The organism is Nonomuraea sp. NPDC046570 (genome assembly GCF_040645915.1).
GTDB lineage: Bacteria > Actinomycetota > Actinomycetes > Streptosporangiales > Streptosporangiaceae > Nonomuraea.
Map to the genome: position 1 here is coordinate 1 of NZ_JBEYZF010000026.1, position 19703 is coordinate 19703.

Genomic DNA, 19703 nt, shown 5'->3' on the forward strand with positions numbered 1-19703 from the left:
GGCCAGGCGGCCGAAGCCGAACGAGCGCTGGGTGTCCACAGCGACGGGGTCGACGTCACGCAGGCCGTACACGGTGTTGAACAGGACAGGCCGCAGCGCGGGCGGGGAGCCGCACGGGTGCGACGGCGCAGCCGTCGCCTTGACGAGTTCGCCGATCCCGGCGATGAAGCCCTGATCTTCACCGGGGCACGAGGCGGCACCTTCCGGCGGAGCAACTTCCGCCGAGCGGCCGACTGGTCGAAGAACACACGGAAGATCGGTCACAAGGATCTGCACTTCCACGATCTGCGCCACACGGGAAACACGCTCGCGGCGGCATCTGGGGCGAGCCTGAGAGACCTCATGGAGCGCATGGGGCACGACTCCGTACGCGCCGCGATGATCTATCAGCACAGTACCGCCGAAACAGACCGAAAGATCGCCAACGCACTGGACGACAAGATCAATCAGCTCAGCCCGACCGACGCGAATGGATCTTCAGGAACGCTCACCCGGTGAGCGAATGGCACGCTAATGGCACGAAGCCCCGTTTCCAAGATCGGAGACGGGGCTTTTTCGCAGGTGGGCGGTACTGGGTTCGAACCAGTGACCCCTCGCTTGTAAGGCGAGTGCTCTACCGCTGAGCTAACCGCCCCTGATCGGCACTACACCTTACGACACCCCGGGCGTCGGTCGCACATCCATTGTCCACGAAGCCCCCAGTTCCCCCCGCCCCGCGGCCCGCCAGCCCAGTAGTGCCGCGCCCAGCATCCCGGCGTTGACCCCCAGCGCCGACCCCACCAGCGGGGGCGCCTCGCGGAAGGCCAGGCGCTTGACCAGCCGGGTACGCACGGGGTCGAAGAGTGCGGGCCCGGCCTCGGCCAGGCCGCCGCCCAGCACGATCATGGAGGGGTCGAGCAGCAGCGTGTAGGTGGCCAGGGCGAGGGAGAGCGCCTCGACGGCCTCGTCCCACACCTCTATGGCCAGCGGGTCGTCCGAGGACACCACCTCTTCGGCCTTGGCCCCGGCGACGCCGGACCGCTGGCTGTAGCGCCGCCCCACGGATGCCGCCGAGGCGTACGTCTCCAGGCAGCCGAACTGGCCGCAGGCGCACGGCTCTCCGTCGGGGAAGACGGGGATGTGGCCGATCTCGCCGCCCCAGCCCTCGGCACCGCCGTACGGCTCGCCGTGCACGATCATGGCTCCGGCGATGCCGGTGCCGATCGGCAGGAACAGGAAGTCGGTCATGCCGCGCCCGGCGCCGAGGACGCTCTCGGCCAGGCCGCCGGTGCGGACGTCGTGGCCGAGCATGACGGGCACGTCCAGGCCGGTGAAGGCGGTGGCGGGCACGTCGCGCCAGCCGATGTTGGCGGAGTACAGGGCGGTGTCGGCGGTGACGAGGCCGGGGACGGCCAGGCCGACGCCTGCGGGGCCGCCGCCGCCGCGTGCGGCGAGGTCGGCGATGAACTCCCGGATGACGCCCACGACCACGTCGGGCCCGTCGGCGCGGGGTGTGGGGCGGCGCTCGGTGAGCAGCACCTCTCCCGACTCGCTGACGAGGCCGCCCTTCATGGACGTGCCACCGACGTCGAGCGCGACAACGTAGGAACTCATAGCAGGCATCCCGAAGGGTCTCGCAGGTGAACGGCTATGAACGATAGCGCACCCGCATATCGGGAGATGTCAGGCGCGGCCCAGGACGCGGTTGAGTGCGGCCTCGACCTCGGCCGACAGTCCGGGGGGCGCGCCCGAGGTCACGAGCTGGGATTCGGCCCGTGCGAGCCGTACCTGGCCGCAGGCGCGGCATTCGACCTCGCCGAGCCGGCAGATGAGCGTGGTGGACCCGCACGAGCCGCAGGTGTCGAGCTCCGGCTCGTGCGAGTGCTGGCAGTCCGGGCAGATGAGCACCTGGGTCTCGCTGCGCACGCCGCGCTTCCACGGGCTGGCGCCTCGGACCGGGTCGGTCTGCCGGGCCCCGCAGCGGTAGCAGGGCATCGTGGCCTCCGTTACGACAGTGCCTTGAGGTAGTCGGCTACGTCGCGTGCCGAGGCGATCGGATTGACGACCGACCACTGGATCACGCCCTCGCCGTCGATGATGAAGGTCCCACGCACCGCGTGCCCCTTCTCCTCATCGAGGACACCGTACGCCCGCGCGACCTGTCCGTGTGGCCAGAAATCGGATAGCAGAGGGAAGGAATATCCCTCCTGGTCCGCCCAGGCACGGTGGGTGAACATGGAGTCGACTGAGACGGTCAGCACCTGGACGTCCGCCGGCGCGTACGGGATGAAGTCGTCGCGCAGTTGCGCCAGCTCGCCCTGGCACACGCCGGTGAACGCCAGTGGATAGAAGATCAGAACGACTCTCCCGCCCCGGAAGCCGGAGAGCTTCACGGGAGTGCCGTGCTGGTCCCTCAGCTCGAAATCCGGGGCAGGAGAGCCCACTTCGACAGAACCCACGATCGTCTAGCGCCGGCCCTTGGGCGCGACGAGTCTGGTCCCCGACCAGTCGGGGGCGGCCGAGATGCTGCTGGTCTGGGAGAGGCCCGCCGTCGTGGCGTCCTCGCCGATGTCGCTCGGTTCGACGTGGCCGTCACGCCCCGCCTTGGGCGTCAGCAGCCAGATCTGGCCGGCGTCTGCGAGTGCTCTCATGGCGTCGCTGAGGGCGTCGAACAGGTCCCCGTCCCCGTCCCGCCACCAGAGCAGGACGACTTCGACGACTTCGTCGCTGTCCTCGTCCACCATTTCGTTGCCGGTCAGGTCCTCGATGGACTCGCGAAGCTCCTCGTCGGAGTCCTCGTCCCAACCGATCTCCTGCACCACCTGACCCGGCTTGAGGCCGAGTCGTTCGGCCAGGCCGCGCTCGCCCTGCGCCTGACCCGCGGTCGCGCTCACGTTTATCCCTCCTGCTTGAATGGCCCCGCTTATGCGGTTGTCGCTTCGGGACAGTCCACACGCTGTGACCCTCAGTCGTCAACGGTCGCCACGAGGACGGCCGTAGACCCCAAGGATCAACCAGACAAAAACGACAGGCGAACCTGGCGTTCCCGGTTGTCGACGTTCAGGTCGACGATGACCACGGACTGCCACATGCCCAGTGCGAGCCGGCCCCCGAGCACGGGGACGGTCGCGTAGGGCGGAATGAAGGCCGGCATCACATGGGACCGGCCGTGCCCGCGTGAGCCGTGGGCGTGCCGCCAGCGCTCGTCGGCGGGCAACAGGTCGCCCAGGGCGGACAGCAGGTCCTCATCGCTGCCCGACCCTATCTCGATCAGTGCCACCCCGGCGGTCGCGTGCGGCACGAAGACGTGCAGCAGCCCGTCGCCGCCGGACGCGGCCGCGAAGGCGTCACACTCGGCCGTGATGTCGTGCACCGTCTCGCGTGACCCGGTGGTCAGCGAGATGAGCTGGGATCTCACACGGGAATCCTACTTGTGTTCGATGACCGCATCCGGGCCGGGAAACACCAGACCGGTGTGGCCGTCGTCGAACTTCACCATGTACGGAGGACCTCCGTCCTCGCCGCGGACCTCAATGATCTCTCCATGACGGTCCGCTTCGCCCACGGTCTTCCCATGGACGAGGATCCGGTCTCCTGCCATCGCGTTCATACCTCCACCCTCGTACGGCGGGCCGGAAACGAACAGCCTCCCCCATGAGAGGGAGGTCGAACCATGGCCGAAACGTTACGCCGCGCAAGCGAGGTGATCAGGGAACCGGGCGGCGGCCTGTAAGCCCCCTGCGAGAGCCTGGGGTCCCCGGCGAGCACTCCGGGCGGGCAACGCGACCCCAAGGCCACCCAGGAGGCCCCAGGGGTCGCGGTACGCGGAGGACAAGCTGCCCCCGGGCGCATGGGCGGGTCTCGGGGCATCGGACCTGCTCTAGGCTCGGTCGGTCACATCAGGTGTCAAGAGTGTGTGAACCTCCCCACACCAGCGAACCCCTCTGGTGCGAAATTTCGTGACTTTTCTGGTCTTGATAAATCCGAACCTCGATGTAACCTTTGGTGGCGATTCGTCCTACGATCGGTGGTCTAGGCCACCATGGTCGCACTGCCAGCAGGGACGTTCTGGTTACCGGTGAGTAGAGTCGCACTTTCCGGAGCAAGAGACCAGGATGGAAGGCGACCCAGACCAGACATCAGTCATCCTCGGAAGGCGAGACCCAGTGGCTTCCGGACGCCAGCGTTTCTCGATCATCAGCGACGGCCTACCCAGCCAACTGCCTGATGTCGACCCCAGCGAGACCAACGAGTGGCTCGAGTCGCTCGACAACGTCGTCAAGACGGAGGGGCGCACCCGCGCCCGCTACCTGATGCTCCGCATGCTGGAGCGGGCGCGCGAGCACCACGTCGGCGTGCCGGGCCTGCGCAGCACCGACTACATCAACACGATCCCGCCGGAGCGCGAACCCTGGTTCCCCGGCGACGAGCACGTGGAGCGGCGCATCCGCGCCTACATCCGATGGAACGCCGCGGTCATGGTCTCCCGGGCCAACGCCCGTACCAACGTGGGCGGCCACATCGCGACCTACGCCTCGGCGGCGTCGCTGTACGAGGTCGGCTTCAACCACTTCTTCCGCGGCAAGGACCACGGCGAGTCCGGCGACCAGGTCTTCTTCCAGGGTCACGCCGCGCCCGGCATCTACGCCCGCGCCTTCCTGGAGGGCCGCCTCAACGAGGCCCAGCTCGACGCGTTCCGGCAGGAGCTCTCGCACGGCTTCCACGGCCTGCCCTCCTACCCGCACCCGCGGCTCATGCCCGACTTCTGGGAGTTCCCGACCGTCTCCATGGGCCTCGGCCCGATCGGCGCGATCTACCAGGCGCGGTTCAACCGCTACCTGCTCAACCGCAAGATCAAGGACACCAGCCGCAGCCACGTGTGGGCCTTCCTCGGCGACGGCGAGATGGACGAGCCCGAGTCGCTCGGCGCCATCGGCCTGGCCTCGCGCGAGGAGCTGGACAACCTCACCTTCGTCATCAACTGCAACCTGCAGCGGCTCGACGGCCCGGTGCGCGGCAACGGCAAGATCATTCAGGAGCTGGAGTCCTACTTCCGCGGCGCCGGCTGGAACGTCATCAAGGTCGTCTGGGGCCGCGACTGGGACCCGCTGCTGGCCGCCGACGTCGACGGCGTGCTGGTCAACCAGATGAACAGCACCCCCGACGGCCAGTTCCAGACGTACTCCGTCGAGTCCGGCGAGTACATCCGCGAGCACTTCTTCAGCGGCGACCCGCGCCTGCGCAAGATGGTCGAGCACCTGACCGACGACGACATCCGCAAGCTGTCGCGCGGCGGCCACGACTACCGCAAGGTCTACGCCGCGTTCAAGGCCGCCCGCGAGCACGTCGGCCAGCCGACTGTGATCCTCGCCCAGACCATCAAGGGCTGGACGCTCGGCAAGGACTTCGAGGCGCGCAACGCCACGCACCAGATGAAGAAGATGTCCAAGGCCGAGCTGAAGGAGTTCCGCGACCGGCTCTACCTGCCGATCCCCGACTCCGCGCTCGAAGGCGACCTGCCGCCGTACTTCCACCCCGGGGAGAACGACGAGGAGATCGCGTACATGAAGGAGCGGCGCGCGGCGCTCGGCGGTGTGCTGCCCAAGCGCGTGGTCCGCGCCAAGACGCTCAAGCTGCCCGGCGACGAGGTCTACTCGCTGCTCGGCAAGGGCTCGGGCAAGCAGCAGGTCGCCACCACGATGGCGTTCGTCCGGCTGCTCAAGGACCTCATGCGGGACAAGGAGATCGGCCACCGCTTCGTGCCGATCATTCCCGACGAGGCGCGCACCTTCGGCCTGGACGCGATGTTCCCGACGGCCAAGATCTACTCCCCGCACGGCCAGACCTACGAGGCCGTCGACAGGGAGCTGCTGCTGTCGTACAAGGAGTCGACCGAGGGTCAGATCCTGCACGAGGGCATCAGCGAGTCGGGCTCGATGGCCTCGACCATCGCCGCCGCCTCGTCGTACGCCACGCACGGCGAGCACATGATCCCGATCTACATCTTCTACTCCATGTTCGGCTGGCAGCGCACCGCCGACCAGATGTGGCAGCTGGCCGACCAGATGGGCCGGGGCTTCCTGCTCGGCGCCACGGCCGGCCGTACCACGCTGAACGGCGAGGGCCTGCAGCACGAGGACGGCCACACGCCGCTGATCGCCTCGACGAACCCCGCGGCCGTCTCCTACGACCCCTCGTGGGGGTTCGAGGTCGCGCACATCGTCAAGGACGGCCTGCGCCGGATGTACGGCGACCAGCCGGAGAACGTCTTCTACTACCTCACCGTCTACAACGAGCCCTACCTGCAGCCCGCCCAGCCTGCCAACCTCGACGTGGCCGGCCTGCTGAAGGGTCTGTACAAGTTCGCCGACGCCCCGCGCCAGGACGGCCCGAAGGCCAACATCCTGGTCTCCGGCGTGGCGGGCCCGTGGGCGATGGAGGCCCAGCGCCTGCTGGCCGAGGAGTGGGGCGTGTCGGCCGACGTCTGGTCGGCCACCTCGTGGACGGAGCTGCGCCGCGACGCGCTGGCCTGCGACGAGCACAACCTGCTCAACCCCGACGCCGAGCCTCGCGTGCCGTACGTCACCCAGGTCCTGTCCCGGGCCCAGGGGCCGTTCGTGGGCGTCAGCGACTACATGAAGGCCGTGCAGGACCAGATCGCGCAGTGGGTGCCGGGTGACTGGTCCTCGCTGGGCACCGACGGGTTCGGCCTGTCCGACACCCGGTCGGCGCTGCGCCGGCACTTCCACGTGGACGCCGCGTCGATCACGCTGGCCGTGCTCACCCAGCTCGTCAAGCGGGGCGAGCTCGACGCCGAGGTGCTGCGCGAGGCGATCTCGCGCTACCACCTCAAGAACGGCGTCACCGAGGCCGGTGGCGCGGAGAGCAACGACACCCAGTCCATGGGCGTCTGAGACAGCCGAGAGAACCGCCCGGAATCCCGGGCGGTTTTTTCATGCCGAAGTCGCGTCATGAACACTCCGTGACCGCGTCTGGTCAGATGAGGCGGCAGGCTCAGGAGGGGGGCTTGCCGCCTCACCCTGTTACCGGGCTCTCACCCACCGTATGAAAGGATGCCTGCTGTGCTCGAATTTGGGGGAAATTCCATGCGCAGCGTCTTTTTGACCGCCACAGCGGTGGGCCTGCTCACATCGCTGGCCGCTTGCGGCACCACGGCCGACACGCCCAAGCCCGCCGCCACCGGCAGTCCGGGCACCGCCACCGGCGGCATGCCTCAGGCGGGTTCCATCGCCTGGGGGGCGTGCACCGACATCGTCCAGCCCGACGGGGAGGCTCCGGCCACGCCGAACTCCGCCCTGCAGTGCGCCAAACTGGCCGTCCCACTCGACTACGCCGCTCCCGAGGGCGAGAGTCTGGACCTGGCCCTGATCAGGGTGCCCGCCACGGGCCCCGGCAAGCGGCTCGGGTCGCTGGTGTTCAACTTCGGCGGCCCCGGCGCGTCGGGGGTCGACACGATGGCGCAGGCGGCCAAGGCGTTCGAGAGTCTCAACACGCGCTGGGATCTGGTCAGCTTCGACCCGCGCGGCGTCGAGCGCAGCGCGGGCGTCCGGTGCGGCAACGGCGCCGACATGGACACCTTCACCTCGATGAACACCCAGCCGGTCAACCCGGAGACACGCGCGAAGATGGCGGCGGCCAACAAGCAGTTCACCGAGCTGTGCGCGCGCGACTCCGGCCGCGTCCTGCCGTACGTCGGCACGGTCAACGCCGCCCAGGACATGGACCGCCTGCGCACCGCCCTCGGCGACGCCAAACTCAACTACTTCGGCATGTCGTACGGCACGCAACTCGGCGGCGTCTACGCCACCAAGTTCCCGAAGAACGTGGGCCGCATGGTGCTGGACGCGCCGCTGGACCCGAGCGTCACCCTCGAACAGCGCACCGTCGTCCAGACGGCCGGATTCCAGAAGGCCTACCAGAGCTTCCTGAAGGACTGCGTCAAGCAGGTCTGCGAGCTCGGCCCCGACGTGGCCGCCGCCGATCGCAACGTCGGCAAGCTGATGAACGACCTGACCGCCAAGCCGCTGAAGGTGGGCCAGCGCGACCTCACCCAGGGCTTGGCGAGCACCGCGGTCGCCGCGGCGCTGTACTCCGATCTGACCTGGCCGCTGCTGGAGACCGCCCTGGCCCAGGGGATGGCGGGCAACGGGGAGTCCCTGCTCTACCTCGCCGACAGCTACACCGGCCGCAAGCCGAACGGCACCTACACCACGGCGATGACCAGCTTCCCGGCCATCACCTGCGTCGACACGGCCGAGCGGCCGGACGCGGCGGAGCTGCTGCGCACCGAGGAGAAGGCGCTGAAGATCTCGCCGCTGTTCGGCGGGCCCGGGGCGGGCTCGTTGTGCGGGGTGTGGCCGGCGCCGGGCAGCGACGAGGCGCGCCATGTGGACGCGACGGGGTCCGCGCCGATCGTGGTGGTGGCGGGCAAGGGTGACCCGGCCACGCCGTACCAGTGGGGGCCCAAGCTGACGGCGCAGCTCAAGACGGCGACGCTGGTGACGTACGAGGGTGAGGGGCACGGTGCCTACCTGTCGGGCAGCCGGTGCGTGCAGGGTGTGGTCAACAGCTACCTGAACGACGGGCGGGTCCCGCAGAAGGGCGCCAGTTGCCCGGCGGCGTGACCGTCCCCGGGTGATCGTCCTGGGCGCGCCGCCACTCGGCGGTCGGCGGCGAGCCCAGGGTGAGGGCCGCGCGCTGGGGCGGCCACTCCACGCCGGCCCGCTGGCCAGGCCGGTGGGGAAGGTCTCCGGCGCGGCGGCTCCGGGCGCCGAGGGGAAAGACTCGGCGCTCGGGGGGCTCGGCGTAGCTTCTCGAACATTTGAACGATATATCCGCCAGGCGACAACCCTATGTCGGTGTTTCCACTGATTTATCGCTGCGTCAGTCGAGCATGGTGCCTTGCACGATCATCTCGGGCACCTCGGTGGCGAACCCCTCCAGCGGCCGGTCGGGGCAGCGCTCGCCGGTCGTCGCCGCCCCGGCGATGCGGTCCAGGCGGAAGACGCGGACGTCCTCACGCAGGCGGCACCAGGCGACTAAGTACCAGAACCCGCCGCGGCCCCCCAGGAACACGCCCGGTTCCACGTCGCGGGAGGTGAGCGCGCCCTTCCGGTCGGCGTAGTCGAGCCGCAGCACCCGGCGGCGCAGCAGGGCGTCCTCGATGGTGCGGGAGATGCCCGCCGGGCCCAGGGGCTGGATGTCCGGGTCCGGCTCGGCCGGGGTGACGAGCTGCACCCGGCGGGCCAGCTCGCGGGCCAGGTCGCCCTCGGTGCCCGGCATGGCGGCGACCAGCTTGTGCAGGGCGCTGCGCGCCTGCCTGGCGAACGGCTGGTCGCCCGCCCTGCTGAGCGCCACCGCGATCGCCACGGCCTCGGCGGGGGTGAAGTTGAGCGGCGGCAGCGACGCCTTCTTGTCGATCGCGTAGCCGCCGCGCCGGCCCGGCTCGGCGTAGATGGGCACGCCGGACTGCTGCAGGGCGGAGATGTCGCGTTCGATCGTGCGCACGCTCACGTCGAACCGCTTGGCCAGCTCGCGAGCGGAACGGCACCGGGGAGAGATCGCGCGCAGGTCCTCGACCAACGCGTAGAGCCGATCGGTACGGTTCACATCCGGAACGCTACGCCGCGCCACCGACATTTCCCCGTCGCCCCAGGGGGAGACCTCCTTCACGCTCGGCTGAACACCCAGAGCCACCGCGGAGTGCCGTCGCAGGAGGAGGCGTCAGCCCCCGGCGGCGGTCAGGGCCGGGCCCGCCGCCTGGTGGGCCAGGGGTTCGCCGCGGACGTAGCGGGCCACCTCCTGGGCCACGATGCGGGCCGCGTTGGCCGCCGTCTCCTTGCTGGCCCCGGCCAGGTGCGGTGTCATCACGATGTTCGGCGTGGTCAGCAGCCGAGACCCGGCCGGGATCGGCTCGGCGGGGAACACGTCGAGTCCGGCCCCGAACAGGTGCCCGGAGTTTAGCGCGTCGCACAGCGCGTCGTAGTCGAGCAGCGCCCCGCGCGCGCAGTTGACCACCACGGCCCCGCGAGGCAGCGCGGCGAGCTCGGCCGCGCCGATCATGCCGGTGGTTTCGGGCGTGACGCGGGCGTGCAGGGACAGGAACCGGGAGCGGGCCAGCAGCTCGTCCAGTTCCACCTTCTCGGCGGCGGAGCCGAGCAGGTCCTGGGATACGTAGGGGTCGAAGACGAGCACGTGGGCGCCGAAGCCGGTGAGCATCCTGGCCACCCGGCTGCCGATCGCGCCGTAGCCGACCAGGCCGACGGTGGCGCCCTCGAGTTCGGGCCCGACGTTGTCGTAGACGTAGTAGTCGCCGCGCCAGGTGCCGGAGGCCAGGTCGGCGTGGGTGGGCGGGATGCGGCGGGTGGCGGCCAGCAGCATGGCGAGGGTGTGCTCGGCGGTGGCCACGGCGTTGCGTCCGGGCGCGAAGGTGACGGCGACCCCGGCTTCGGTGGCCGCTTCCAGGTTGGCGTTGACCGGACCGCCCCGGCTGACGCAGAACAGTTTCAGGTCGGGCGAGGCCTCCAGCACGCGCCTGGTCAGCGGGGCCATCTGGGTCACGCACACGTCGACGCCGCGCAGCGACTCGATCAGTTCGTCCTCCACGTCGGACGCCTCGTCGACCTCGCCCACCCGGCCGAAGGGGACGACGGGCCAGGGCAGTTCCAGCTCGCTGATCTCCAGTTCGGCCGGGACCTCGCGGCGCAGGGCGTCGATGAGCAGGCGGTTGAGGACGAACTGGTCGCCGGCGGCAAGGACGCGGATGGTCACGAGGAACTCCAGGAGATAGGCGAGTTGTACTGCAGGAACGCGGTGTGCCCCGCCTCGAGGCGGATCTCGGTGATGGCGCAGTTGCGCAGGTTCGGGAAGGTCCGCCGGTAGTCCTTCAGCGGCACGCCGAGCAGCGCGCACAGCGCGAGCCTGATGGCGGTGGTGTGCGCGACCACGAGCACCCGGCCGCCGGGGTGGGCGGCGGTGATGTCGCGCAGGCAGGCCACGAAGCGTTCGGCGGCCTCGCGGGGGTCCTCCCCACCGGGCAGGTGGTGGGCGACGGGGTCGGCCTCGAAGGCGGCGCGGGCCTCGGGGAAGCGTTCGCGCATCTCGGCGGCGGTCAACCCGTCGCCCTGCCCGAAGTCGAGTTCGCGCAGCCGCTCGTCCAGCCGTACCCCGAGGCCGGTCGCCTCGGCGGTCCGCCGGGCGCGGCCGAGCGTGGAGGACCACACGGCGGTCAGGCCCGCCCCGCGCGCCCAGGCGGCGAGGGTGGCGGCCTGCTCGATCCCGCGCGGGGTGAGCGCGATGTCGCTGAGCCCGGCGTAGCGGTTCTCGGCGTGCCAGACGGTCTCTCCGTGGCGGACGAGCACCAGGTCGGTCATCGGGAGGTCCTCTCGCGGGCGTGGGCGGCGGCGTGGGCGGGCAGCCAGCCGCGCCCGGCCAGCTCCTCGACGAAGCGCAGGTACGCCTCGCCGAGACCGTGGTCCGGTCGGGGATCCACGACGCTCCTGGTACGGATCATGCCGTCGGGCGCCTGACCGCCGGTGGAGGCGGCCAGCACGGCCATCCCGAGGGCGGGTTCGGCGTTCTCGCGCAGCGTCACCGGGCGGCCGAGCACGTCGGCGCGCAGCCGGTTCCAGTAGTCGCTCCTGGTCGCGCCGCCGGTCAGGATGATCTCGCCGTCCACCGGCGCGCCGAGCAGGTCCAGGTAGTCGAAGCAGAGGCGCTCGACGAACGCGGCGCCGCGCAGCACTGCGGCGTACCTCTCGACGTCGTCGGCGGGGGTGCCGAGGGTGAAGCCCTCGGCGCGGGGCGCGTTGAAGGGGAAGCGCTCGCCGGGCGAGACCAGCGGGTAGGTGGTCGCGGTGAGCCCCTGGCGGCTCGCGGCGCGGCGGCTCAGGTCGTCGAGGTCGCGTCCGGCGAACTCGCGGGCCAGCACGCCCGCGCCGGTGCTGGAGGCGCCGCCGGGCAGCCAGTCGCCGCTCGGCGCGCGGTGGGAGTAGACGACTCCCAGGGGGTCGTGGATCAGCTCGCGGCTGACGCCCTTGAGGACGAGGGTGGTGCCGAGCACGGTGTTCCAGCTGCCGACGCGAGTCGCGCCCGCGCCGAGCTGGGCGGCGCAGCCGTCGGTGGTCCCGGCGATCACCGGCGTGCCCTCAGGGATGCCGGTCAGCCCGGCCGCCTCGGCGCAGACGGCGCCGAGCGTGCTGCCCGGCCGTACCACGTCGGGCAGCAGGGTGGCCGGGACGCCGAGAGTGTCGAGTACGGCGGCGGGCCACTCCTCGCGGACCAGGTCGACGCCGGTCTTCAGCGCGTTGCTCAGGTCGGTGGCGACCTCGTGGCCGACGAGCCGCCGGTTGACGAAGTCGTTCTGGTGCGCCAGCCGCGCGCCGGACGGCAGTCCGGGGTGTTCGCGCAGCAGCCACAGCAGTTTGGGCAGCGCCCAGGCGGCCTGCATGCGCCGGTAGCCGAGCCTGGCCCACACCTCGGCCCCGGCCTCGTCGGCGCGGGCGACCTCGCCGGCGGCCCGCCTGTCGTCGTACATCAGGCCGGGGGTGAGCGGCCTGCCGGCGGCGTCGGTCAGCAGGATCGTGCCGGAGGTGGCGTCCACGGCGACGCCGCGCACCCGCCCCGGCCGCACTCCGGCCAGCGCCTCCCGCGCGGCGGCGGCCAGCTCGCGCCACCACTGCTCCGGGTCCTGCTCGTGCCGCGACCCGTCACGACTGCTGGTGAGGGTACGGCCGGCCGCCCCGGCCACCTCGCCGGCGCCGGTGACGGCCATCACCCGCACGCTCTGGGTGCCGAGGTCGATCCCGATCCAGACGTCGTCGTTCATGACCGGCCTCGCGTCCGGGTGAGCACGGGCCAGGTGGGGGTGTTCATCTCGCGCACGGTCAGGAAGTCCTCGTACATCTGTGAGTAGAGCGCCCGGCGTCCCGGGTCGGGTTCGCGGGCGGGGCCGAGCCGTACGTGCCGGCGGGCCGCCTCGTCGACGTCCGGCGCGGCGCCGGTGGCGACGAGGCCGGTCAGGTACGCGCCTCTGGCGCCCACCTCGGCGTCTGCCGAGCGGATCACCGGCAGCCCGGTGACGTCGGCGATCAGCCGCAGCCACGGCGCGCTGGCCGCGCCTCCCCCGCACACCCGCAGCTCCCGCGGCCGGCCGCCCGCGGCGACCAGGCAGTCCTGGATGACCAGGCTGAGCCCTTCGAGTACGGCCCGCGCCACCTCCGCCCGCCCGTGCTCGAACGACAGCCCGAGCAGCGCCCCCCTGGCCAGCGGGTCATGGAACGGCGCCCGCTCGCCGGCCGGGGACAGGTAGGGCAGGAACGCCAGGCCGCCCGCGCCGGGCGCGGCGCCGTCGGCCAGGTCGGCGAGTTCGGCGGGGCCGCCGAGGCCGAGCAGCCGGGCGGCCCAGCCCACGACCTCGCCGCCGGAGAAGGTGGGGAAGGCGCGCAGGTAGCGGCCGGGGACGCCGAGCCCGACGTTGATCCCGGCGGGCTCCCCGGTCAGGCCGGGGGCGTCGACGACGGTCTGTGTGCAGAGGGTGGTGCCGAGGATGCTGCTGGCCTGGCCGGGCTGGACGGCGCCGACGCCGAGCGCGGTCGCGGCGATGTCGTAGGGGGCGAGGACCACGGGTGTGCCCGGGGGCAGGCCCAGTTCGGCGGCGGCCTCGCCGGTCAGGTCGGCGGCGCGGTCGGTGTCGGCGCGCAGGGCGGGCAGGAGGCGTTCGGCCCAGCGCATGCCGTACTCGTCGAGCAGGTCGGGGGTGTGGGCGCGGGTGCGGGCGTCCATGAAGGGGGACTCGTCGGCGGCCAGTTCGCCGGTCATCCGGGAGAAGATCCAGCCGGCGCAGGTGAGGACCGCGCTGGAGCGCTCCAGCCGCCGCGGTTCGTGGCGGCGCAGCCAGGCCAGGACGGCGTGCTGCAGGCCCGAGGAGGTCAGCGAGCCGTTGCGGCGGAAGGCCCGCTCGACGACGCCGTCGCGGGCCCACTCCTCGACGATCCCGGCGGCCCTGCCGTCGTTCCACAGGATGGCCGGGCCGGCGGGGCGGCCGGTCTCGTCGACCAGCCAGGCCCCGTCGCCCTGGGCGGTCAGCGCGACGAAGTCGGCGGGCTCGTCGAGGGCCGCCGCGACCTCGCGCACGCTCTGCGCGACGGCGTCCCAGACGGCGGTCATGTCCTGCTCGGCCGTGGCCGCCGCGCGGCGGATCACGCCCGCCTCCCGCCGGGCCAGCGCGACCTCGGCTCCCGACGCGTCGTAGCCGACGGCCTTGATCAGGGTCGTGCCGGCGTCGACGCAGATAGCGGCCACCGGGCTCACGCCCTGCCGTGCGAGGTGCGCGACTTGCGCGCCACCGAGTCCAGCGCCACGGCCAGCAGCAGGACCGCGCCGGTGACCATGAACCTGAAGGAGGAGTCGAGGTTCAGCAGGGTGAGGCCGCTGGAGATGGACTGGATGACGATGATGCCGAGCAGGGCGCCGAAGGCGGTGCCGCGCCCGCCGAACAGGCTGGTGCCGCCGATGACGGCCGCGGCGATGGCGTTGAGGTTGACGTCGCCGCCGCCGCTGCTCTGGTTGGCGGCGGCCAGCCGGGCCGCGGCCAGGATGCCGCCCACCGCGGCGAACGTGGTGCACAGCACGAACGCCGAGGTGAAGACCGCCTTGACGTTGATGCCGGAGCGGCGCGCGGCCTCGGTGTTGCCGCCGACCGCGTACACCGCCCTGCCCCACTTGGTCCTGGTCAGCAGGTAGTGCATCACCAGGACGAGCGCGACGAAGAAGACGAACATCCAGCCCACGCCGCGCGTCTGGTTGAGGTACCAGACCACGAAGCCGAGCGCGAGCAGCAGGGCGGCCGAGCGGGCGAGCAGCGTACTGACGCTCTTGAACGACAGCCCCGCCCCGCGCCGTTCCCTGGCGTGCAGGAACCCGGTGGCGAACAGGCCGCCCGCGGCGACCGCGACCAGGACGTAGGACAGCCAGGCCGGGACGAAGGCGAGCTGGGCGAAGAACACCAGGCCCGAGTCGAACGGCAGGTTGATCGAGCCCTTGGCGCCGAGCACCCACAGCTGGAAGCCGAGGAAGGCGAGCAGGCCGGCCAGGGTGACGACGAAGCTCGGCACGCCGAACCGGTTGTACACCTGGGCGTACAGCCAGCCGATCACGGCGCCGGCGACGACGGCGCCCAGGATGGCGGCCCACACGGGCAGCCCCTGGTCGACGAAGAGCACGGCGACGATGGCGGCCGACAGTCCGCTGATCGAGCCGACCGACAGGTCGATCTCGCCGACCAGCAGCACGCACACCACGCCGAGCGCGATGACGCCGACAGCCGCGCTCTCCATCGCCAGGTTCACCAGGTTGGCGCTGGACAGGAAGTACGAGTTGAGGATCTGCAGGACCGTCCAGATCACCACGAGCCCCGCGACCACGGGGATCATGCCGAGATCGCCGCCACGGGCCCTGTCGATCACCCCGTCGAGCACGCCGCGCACGCCCTGGCGCTCCAGCAGACGCTCGTCCTGCAGATCTTTCGCGGTGTCGGTGACGCTCACGGACGCACCCCTCCCTCGGTACGGCGGGCCGCCCGCTGCGCGACCACGTTGTCGCTGGCCCCGGTGATGGCCGCGATCAGGTCCTCGGCCGTGACGTCCTTGACGGCGAAGACGCCGTTGTTGCGGCCGAGCCGCAGGACCGCGACGGTGTCGGCCACGGCGCGCACGTCGGCCATGTTGTGGCTGATCATGATGACGCCCAGGCCGCGCTCCCTGAGCCGTTCGACGAGGTTGAGCACCTCGGCCGTCTGGGCGACACCCAGGGCGGCCGTCGGCTCGTCCAGGATGATGACCTTCGGGTCGCCCAGCAGCGACCTGGCGATCGCCACCGTCTGGCGCTGTCCTCCGGACAGGGAGGCGACGGGCACCCGCACCGTGGGGATCTTCGCCGAGAGCTGGCGCAGCAGCTCCCACGAGCGCGTCTCCATCTCCACCTCGTTCAGGCGGAACGGGCGGACCTCCTGGCCGAGGAACAGGTTCTCGACCACGTTGAGGTTCTCGCACAACGCCAGGTCCTGGTAGACGGTCGCGATGCCCAGGTGCTGGGCGGCGGCGGGCGTCGGGATGCCGACGACCTTCGACTCGAAGGTGATCGTCCCGGAGTCGGCCGGGTGCACGCCCGACAGGATCTTGACGAGAGTCGACTTCCCGGCTCCGTTGTCGCCCACGACCGCCACCACCTCGCCCGCCGCGACGTCGAGGTCGACGTCGGTGAGCGCGGCGACGGCTCCGAAGGTCTTGGTGACCCCGCGGAGGGACAGGACGTTCTGCTGAGCGGACATGGCTACTTGATCCCGAGGTCCGCGCAGGCCGCCGCGTAGTTGCCGGTGCACACGTCGGCCGCCTTCATCTCGCCGCTGGTGAACAGCACCTCGGCGAGGTTCTCCTTGGTGACGACGGTCGGCGTGAACAGTTCCGAGGGCGTGTCGTACAGGGTGGTCTTGCCCGCGGGCTTCTTGCCCTGCATGAACTCCCACGCCACCACGGCGGACGCCTCGGCGACGATCTTGATGGGCTTGGAGATGGTGTTGTACTGGTCGCCGGCGATGATCCGCTGGGCGGCGGCCACCTCGGCGTCGTTGCCGGTCACCGGCGGCACCTTCTCGCCGGCGGCCTTGAAGGCGGCGATGGTGCCGCCGCCGGTGCCGTCGTTGGCCGCGACGACACCCGCGATCTTGCCCTTGAACTGGGTGATCTGACCGCTGACCCACTGCTGCGCCTTCTCCGGCTGCCAGTCGGGGGTGTCGTACTCGGCCAGCAGCTCGAAGCCGCTCGGGTCGACCGCGCTGTGGATGCCCTTCTTGATCAGGCCGGCCGCGGCGTCCGTGGGCGAGCCGTTGACCTGGAGCAGGCCGCCCTCGGCCTTCTCCTTCTTGAGGTGGTCCACGAGGGACTGGGCGATCAGCGCGCCGATCTTCTCGTTGTCGAAGGAGACGTAGTAGTCGGCCTTCGCGTCGGGGATCGGGCGGTCGTAGGCGATGACGGCGACGTTCTGCGCCTGGGCCGTCTTGACGATGGTGGCCGCCGCGGCGGAGTCGACGGGGTCGAGGACGATCGCCTTGACGCCCTGGGTGAGCGCGGAGTTGGCCTGCTGCTGCTGCTTGGCGGCGTCGGAGTCGGCGTTCTGGTAGATCACCGTGCAGCCGGAGCACAGCTCCTTCATCTTGGCCTCGAAGCGGGGCCGGTCGGCGAGTTCGTATCGGGTGGAGGCGAGGTCCGGCATCAGGAAGGCGACCTTGGCGCTCTCCGCGCCGCCGCCGGCCGTACCGGTGTCGCCTGCCTCGGAGGCACATGCGCTGAGGGCGAGTGCCAACGCCGCCAATGCGGCTACCTGAGCTTTCTTCACAGCAGTTCCTTACTCACCGCGCCCGTGCCGGACGCTTTCCGGTCGCCAGACCGTGACGCCCCCGAAATGCCGCTCCGTGCGTCTGGCGAGTCTCACAACGGGGCGAGCCGCCCTGTTGGTGCGCACACGCTAGCGTGGTGACAGAATATTTGTCCAGCACATGTGTTCAGGCTTTTTGCGAGCTGAAACGATGTGCGAAGCTTTGCCCCGGCCCTCCACGCACCACGCGGGAACAGGAGTACGCGCGATGAATGCCCCCGGCCCGGTCACGGCGGTGACGCGCTTTCCGCACGAGCTGATGTACGCGGCCGCCTCGCAGTACTACCTCGAGGACGCTACCCAGGCTGACATCGCCAAACGCCTCGGCGTCAGCCGGGCCACGGTCAGCAGGCTGCTCACCGAGGCACGCCGGCAGGGCATCGTGGAGATCAAGGTGCATCGCCCCGCCAGGTTCGAGGACGGCCTGCTCGCCGCCGAGGTCGCCAGGGCCCTGGCGCTGCAGGAGGTGCACCTCGTCCCGAACGCCGGCGGGCGGCTCGGGCCGTGGCTCGCCCCCGGCCTGGCCCGCGCCCTGGCCGCGGCCGGGCTGGAGTCCGGCGACGTGGTGCTGGTCTCCTCGGGCACCACGATCTACGAGTGCGCCCAGGAGGAGCTCGGCCGCCTGCCGGGCGTCGTCATCGCCCCGGCCGTCGGCGGCCAGGAGGAGCCGCAGCCCTGGTTCCAGACCAACGAGACCACCCGCATCCTGGCCGAACGCGTCGGCGGCGTGCCCAGCTACCTCTACGCGCCCGCGCTGCCCGGCCCCGAGCTGTTCCGCTCGCTGCAGCACGAACCGTCCTTCCAGCGCATCACCGCGCTGTGGGGGCGGGCCAAGTGCGCGATCGTCGGCATCGGCTCGGCCCCGGTGACCCGGCAGACCATCCCGGCCTTCGTGCCCTCCGACGCGGCCAGCCTGCGCCAGGCCGTGGGCGACGTCTGCTCCCGCTTCTACGACCGCGACGGCGAGGCCGTCGGCTACCCCGGCAGCGAGCGGCTGGTCGCCACCGGCCTGGCCGAGCTGCGGCGCATCCCCGTCTCCATCGCGGTGGCGGTCGGCGCGGAGAAGATCCTGTCGATCGTGGCCGGCGCGCGCGGCGGCTACTTCAACCGGCTGGTGACCGACGTGGCCACCGCCGAGGGGCTGCTCGCCTCGGCGGCGCTCAGACCGCCGTCCACTCCATGAGCTCGCCCAGCGGCCAGGCGTTGACCACCCGCGCGGGCTCGACGCCGCAGCGGGCGGCCCGCTCGCAGCCGAAGGACAGCCAGTCGAGCTGGCCGGGGGCGTGCGCGTCGGAGTCGATCGCGAACACGCAGCCCATCTCGTAGGCCAGCCGTATCAGCCGCTTCGGCGGGTCCTGCCGGTCCGGCCTGGAGTTGATCTCCACGGCCACGCCGAACCTGCGGCACGCCTCGAACACCAGCTCCGCGTCGAACTCCGACTCCGGCCGCAGGCCGCTGCGCCTGGAGCCGCCCCTCACGATCCGGCCCGTGCAGTGCCCCAGCACGTCGACGTGCGGGTCGGCGACCGCGGTGACCATCCTGCGGGTCATCTCGTGGGAGTTCATCCGCAGCTTGGAGTGCGCGCTGGCGACCACCACGTCCAGCCGGGCCAGCAGCTCGGGGTCCTGGTCGAGGGTGCCGTCGGGGTTGATGTCGACCTCGATGCCGGTGAGGATCCGGAACGGCGCCAGCTCCCGGTTCAGCCGCTCCACCAGGTCGAGCTGCCTGCGCAGCCGGGCGGGCGACAGGCCGTTGGCGACGGTGAGGCGCGGCGAGTGGTCGGTCAGCGCCCAGTACTCGTGGCCGAGGGCCCTGGCCGCCGCCGCCATCTCCTCGATCGGCGAGCCGCCGTCGGACCAGTCGGAGTGGCTGTGCAGGTCGCCCTTGAGCGCCGCGCGCAACGCCCTGGTCTCCTCGTCGAGGTCGGTGCCCTCGGTCGCGCGCAACCTGCGCAGGTAGGTGGGGACCTGGCCGTCGAGCGCCTCGGTGACGGCCAGGGCGGTGACCTTGCCGATGCCCGGCAGGTCGCCGAGGGCGCCGGAGCGGGCCAGCCGTACCAGTTCGTCAGGGGGCAGGTCCTCGACGACGGCGGCGGCGCGGCGGAAGGCGCGCACGCGGTAGGACGGCTCACCGGCACGTTCCAGGAGGAAGGCGATGTCGCGCAAGGCTTCGACCGGCTTCATTCCGGCAATGTACCCGGGGAACCAGCGCCTTCCCTTCGACGTTGAAACGGGCGAATCGGTACCGATAGGCTGGGCCGCTTACGAATCAGG

The 19703-nt window shown here is 71.1% G+C and carries 19 protein-coding genes and 1 tRNA gene; 4 read left to right on the forward strand and 16 right to left on the reverse strand.

Annotated elements, in window-relative coordinates; all coding sequences use genetic code 11:
- Positions 1-498: tyrosine-type recombinase/integrase (locus tag ABZ911_RS31525; protein WP_358064068.1), on the forward strand; the 498-nt coding region annotated here is incomplete at its 5' end.
- Positions 499-562: 64 nt separating this feature from the next.
- Here ABZ911_RS31525 and ABZ911_RS31530 read toward each other — a convergent pair.
- The 7 genes from ABZ911_RS31530 to ABZ911_RS31560 all read right to left on the reverse strand — a co-directional run bounded on the left by ABZ911_RS31530 (position 563) and on the right by ABZ911_RS31560 (position 3589).
- Positions 563-634, reverse strand: a tRNA-Val gene (locus tag ABZ911_RS31530).
- Positions 635-651: 17 nt separating this feature from the next.
- Positions 652-1593: an ROK family protein gene (locus ABZ911_RS31535; protein ID WP_358064071.1), complete on the reverse strand. Its 942-nt coding sequence runs from the start codon at positions 1591-1593 to the stop codon at positions 652-654.
- 69 nt (positions 1594-1662) lie between these two features.
- The gene (locus tag ABZ911_RS31540) at positions 1663-1974 is read right to left on the reverse strand and encodes a hypothetical protein (protein ID WP_358064074.1); all 312 of its coding nucleotides are present in this window, start codon (positions 1972-1974) and stop codon (positions 1663-1665) included.
- Positions 1975-1985: 11 nt separating this feature from the next.
- The gene (locus ABZ911_RS31545; protein WP_358064341.1) at positions 1986-2441 is read right to left on the reverse strand and encodes a peroxiredoxin; all 456 of its coding nucleotides are present in this window, start codon (positions 2439-2441) and stop codon (positions 1986-1988) included.
- Positions 2442-2444: 3 nt separating this feature from the next.
- Positions 2445-2873, reverse strand: coding sequence for a DUF3052 domain-containing protein (locus ABZ911_RS31550; protein WP_358064077.1), 429 nt, complete (start codon positions 2871-2873; stop codon positions 2445-2447).
- A 116-nt stretch (positions 2874-2989) separates the two neighbouring features.
- On the reverse strand, positions 2990-3397 hold the full coding sequence (locus ABZ911_RS31555; RefSeq protein ID WP_358064080.1) for a YjbQ family protein: 408 nt from the start codon (positions 3395-3397) through the stop codon (positions 2990-2992).
- 9 nt (positions 3398-3406) lie between these two features.
- Entirely contained in the window at positions 3407-3589 is a 183-nt protein-coding gene (locus ABZ911_RS31560; RefSeq protein WP_358064083.1) for a DUF1918 domain-containing protein, read from the reverse strand.
- 556 nt (positions 3590-4145) lie between these two features.
- Here ABZ911_RS31560 and aceE point away from each other — a divergent pair.
- The gene (gene aceE, locus ABZ911_RS31565; protein WP_358064086.1) at positions 4146-6893 is read left to right on the forward strand and encodes a pyruvate dehydrogenase (acetyl-transferring), homodimeric type; all 2748 of its coding nucleotides are present in this window, start codon (positions 4146-4148) and stop codon (positions 6891-6893) included.
- Between the two features lie 192 nt (positions 6894-7085).
- Positions 7086-8624, forward strand: a complete 1539-nt coding sequence (locus ABZ911_RS31570) for an alpha/beta fold hydrolase (protein ID WP_358064089.1) — start codon at positions 7086-7088, stop codon at positions 8622-8624.
- Positions 8625-8883: 259 nt separating this feature from the next.
- Here ABZ911_RS31570 and ABZ911_RS31575 read toward each other — a convergent pair whose 3' ends face one another.
- From ABZ911_RS31575 to ABZ911_RS31610, 8 genes are all read right to left on the reverse strand, one after another.
- A complete protein-coding gene (locus tag ABZ911_RS31575) occupies positions 8884-9609 on the reverse strand; it encodes a YafY family protein (protein ID WP_358064092.1) in 726 nt (241 codons plus the stop codon).
- Positions 9610-9723: 114 nt separating this feature from the next.
- On the reverse strand, positions 9724-10770 hold the full coding sequence (locus tag ABZ911_RS31580; RefSeq protein WP_358064095.1) for a 2-hydroxyacid dehydrogenase: 1047 nt from the start codon (positions 10768-10770) through the stop codon (positions 9724-9726).
- Positions 10767-11372: a histidine phosphatase family protein gene (locus ABZ911_RS31585; RefSeq protein ID WP_358064098.1), complete on the reverse strand. Its 606-nt coding sequence runs from the start codon at positions 11370-11372 to the stop codon at positions 10767-10769. Before ABZ911_RS31585 ends, ABZ911_RS31580 begins: the two co-directional genes overlap by 4 nt.
- Positions 11369-12826, reverse strand: coding sequence for an FGGY family carbohydrate kinase (locus ABZ911_RS31590; RefSeq protein ID WP_358064101.1), 1458 nt, complete (start codon positions 12824-12826; stop codon positions 11369-11371). The genes ABZ911_RS31585 and ABZ911_RS31590 overlap by 4 nt, the downstream gene beginning before the upstream one ends.
- Positions 12823-14301, reverse strand: a complete 1479-nt coding sequence (locus tag ABZ911_RS31595; protein WP_358064104.1) for an FGGY-family carbohydrate kinase — start codon at positions 14299-14301, stop codon at positions 12823-12825. The genes ABZ911_RS31590 and ABZ911_RS31595 overlap by 4 nt, the downstream gene beginning before the upstream one ends.
- Positions 14302-14306: 5 nt before the next feature.
- Entirely contained in the window at positions 14307-15545 is a 1239-nt protein-coding gene (locus ABZ911_RS31600; protein ID WP_358064107.1) for a sugar ABC transporter permease, read from the reverse strand.
- Positions 15542-16327, reverse strand: a complete 786-nt coding sequence (locus ABZ911_RS31605; protein ID WP_358064110.1) for an ATP-binding cassette domain-containing protein — start codon at positions 16325-16327, stop codon at positions 15542-15544. The genes ABZ911_RS31600 and ABZ911_RS31605 overlap by 4 nt, the downstream gene beginning before the upstream one ends.
- A gap of 2 nt (positions 16328-16329) precedes the next feature.
- Positions 16330-17391: a sugar ABC transporter substrate-binding protein gene (locus ABZ911_RS31610; RefSeq protein ID WP_358064113.1), complete on the reverse strand. Its 1062-nt coding sequence runs from the start codon at positions 17389-17391 to the stop codon at positions 16330-16332.
- Between the two features lie 247 nt (positions 17392-17638).
- Here ABZ911_RS31610 and ABZ911_RS31615 point away from each other — a divergent pair, with 247 nt between their 5' ends.
- On the forward strand, positions 17639-18613 hold the full coding sequence (locus ABZ911_RS31615; protein WP_358064116.1) for a sugar-binding domain-containing protein: 975 nt from the start codon (positions 17639-17641) through the stop codon (positions 18611-18613).
- On the opposite strand, the gene ABZ911_RS31620 is transcribed toward ABZ911_RS31615, so the two are convergent.
- Positions 18591-19613 (reverse strand): PHP domain-containing protein, encoded by a 1023-nt coding sequence (locus ABZ911_RS31620; protein ID WP_358064119.1) that lies wholly within the window; start codon positions 19611-19613, stop codon positions 18591-18593. The two genes, ABZ911_RS31615 and ABZ911_RS31620, sit on opposite strands and share 23 nt — an antisense overlap.
- Between the last annotated feature and the right edge of the window lie 90 nt (positions 19614-19703).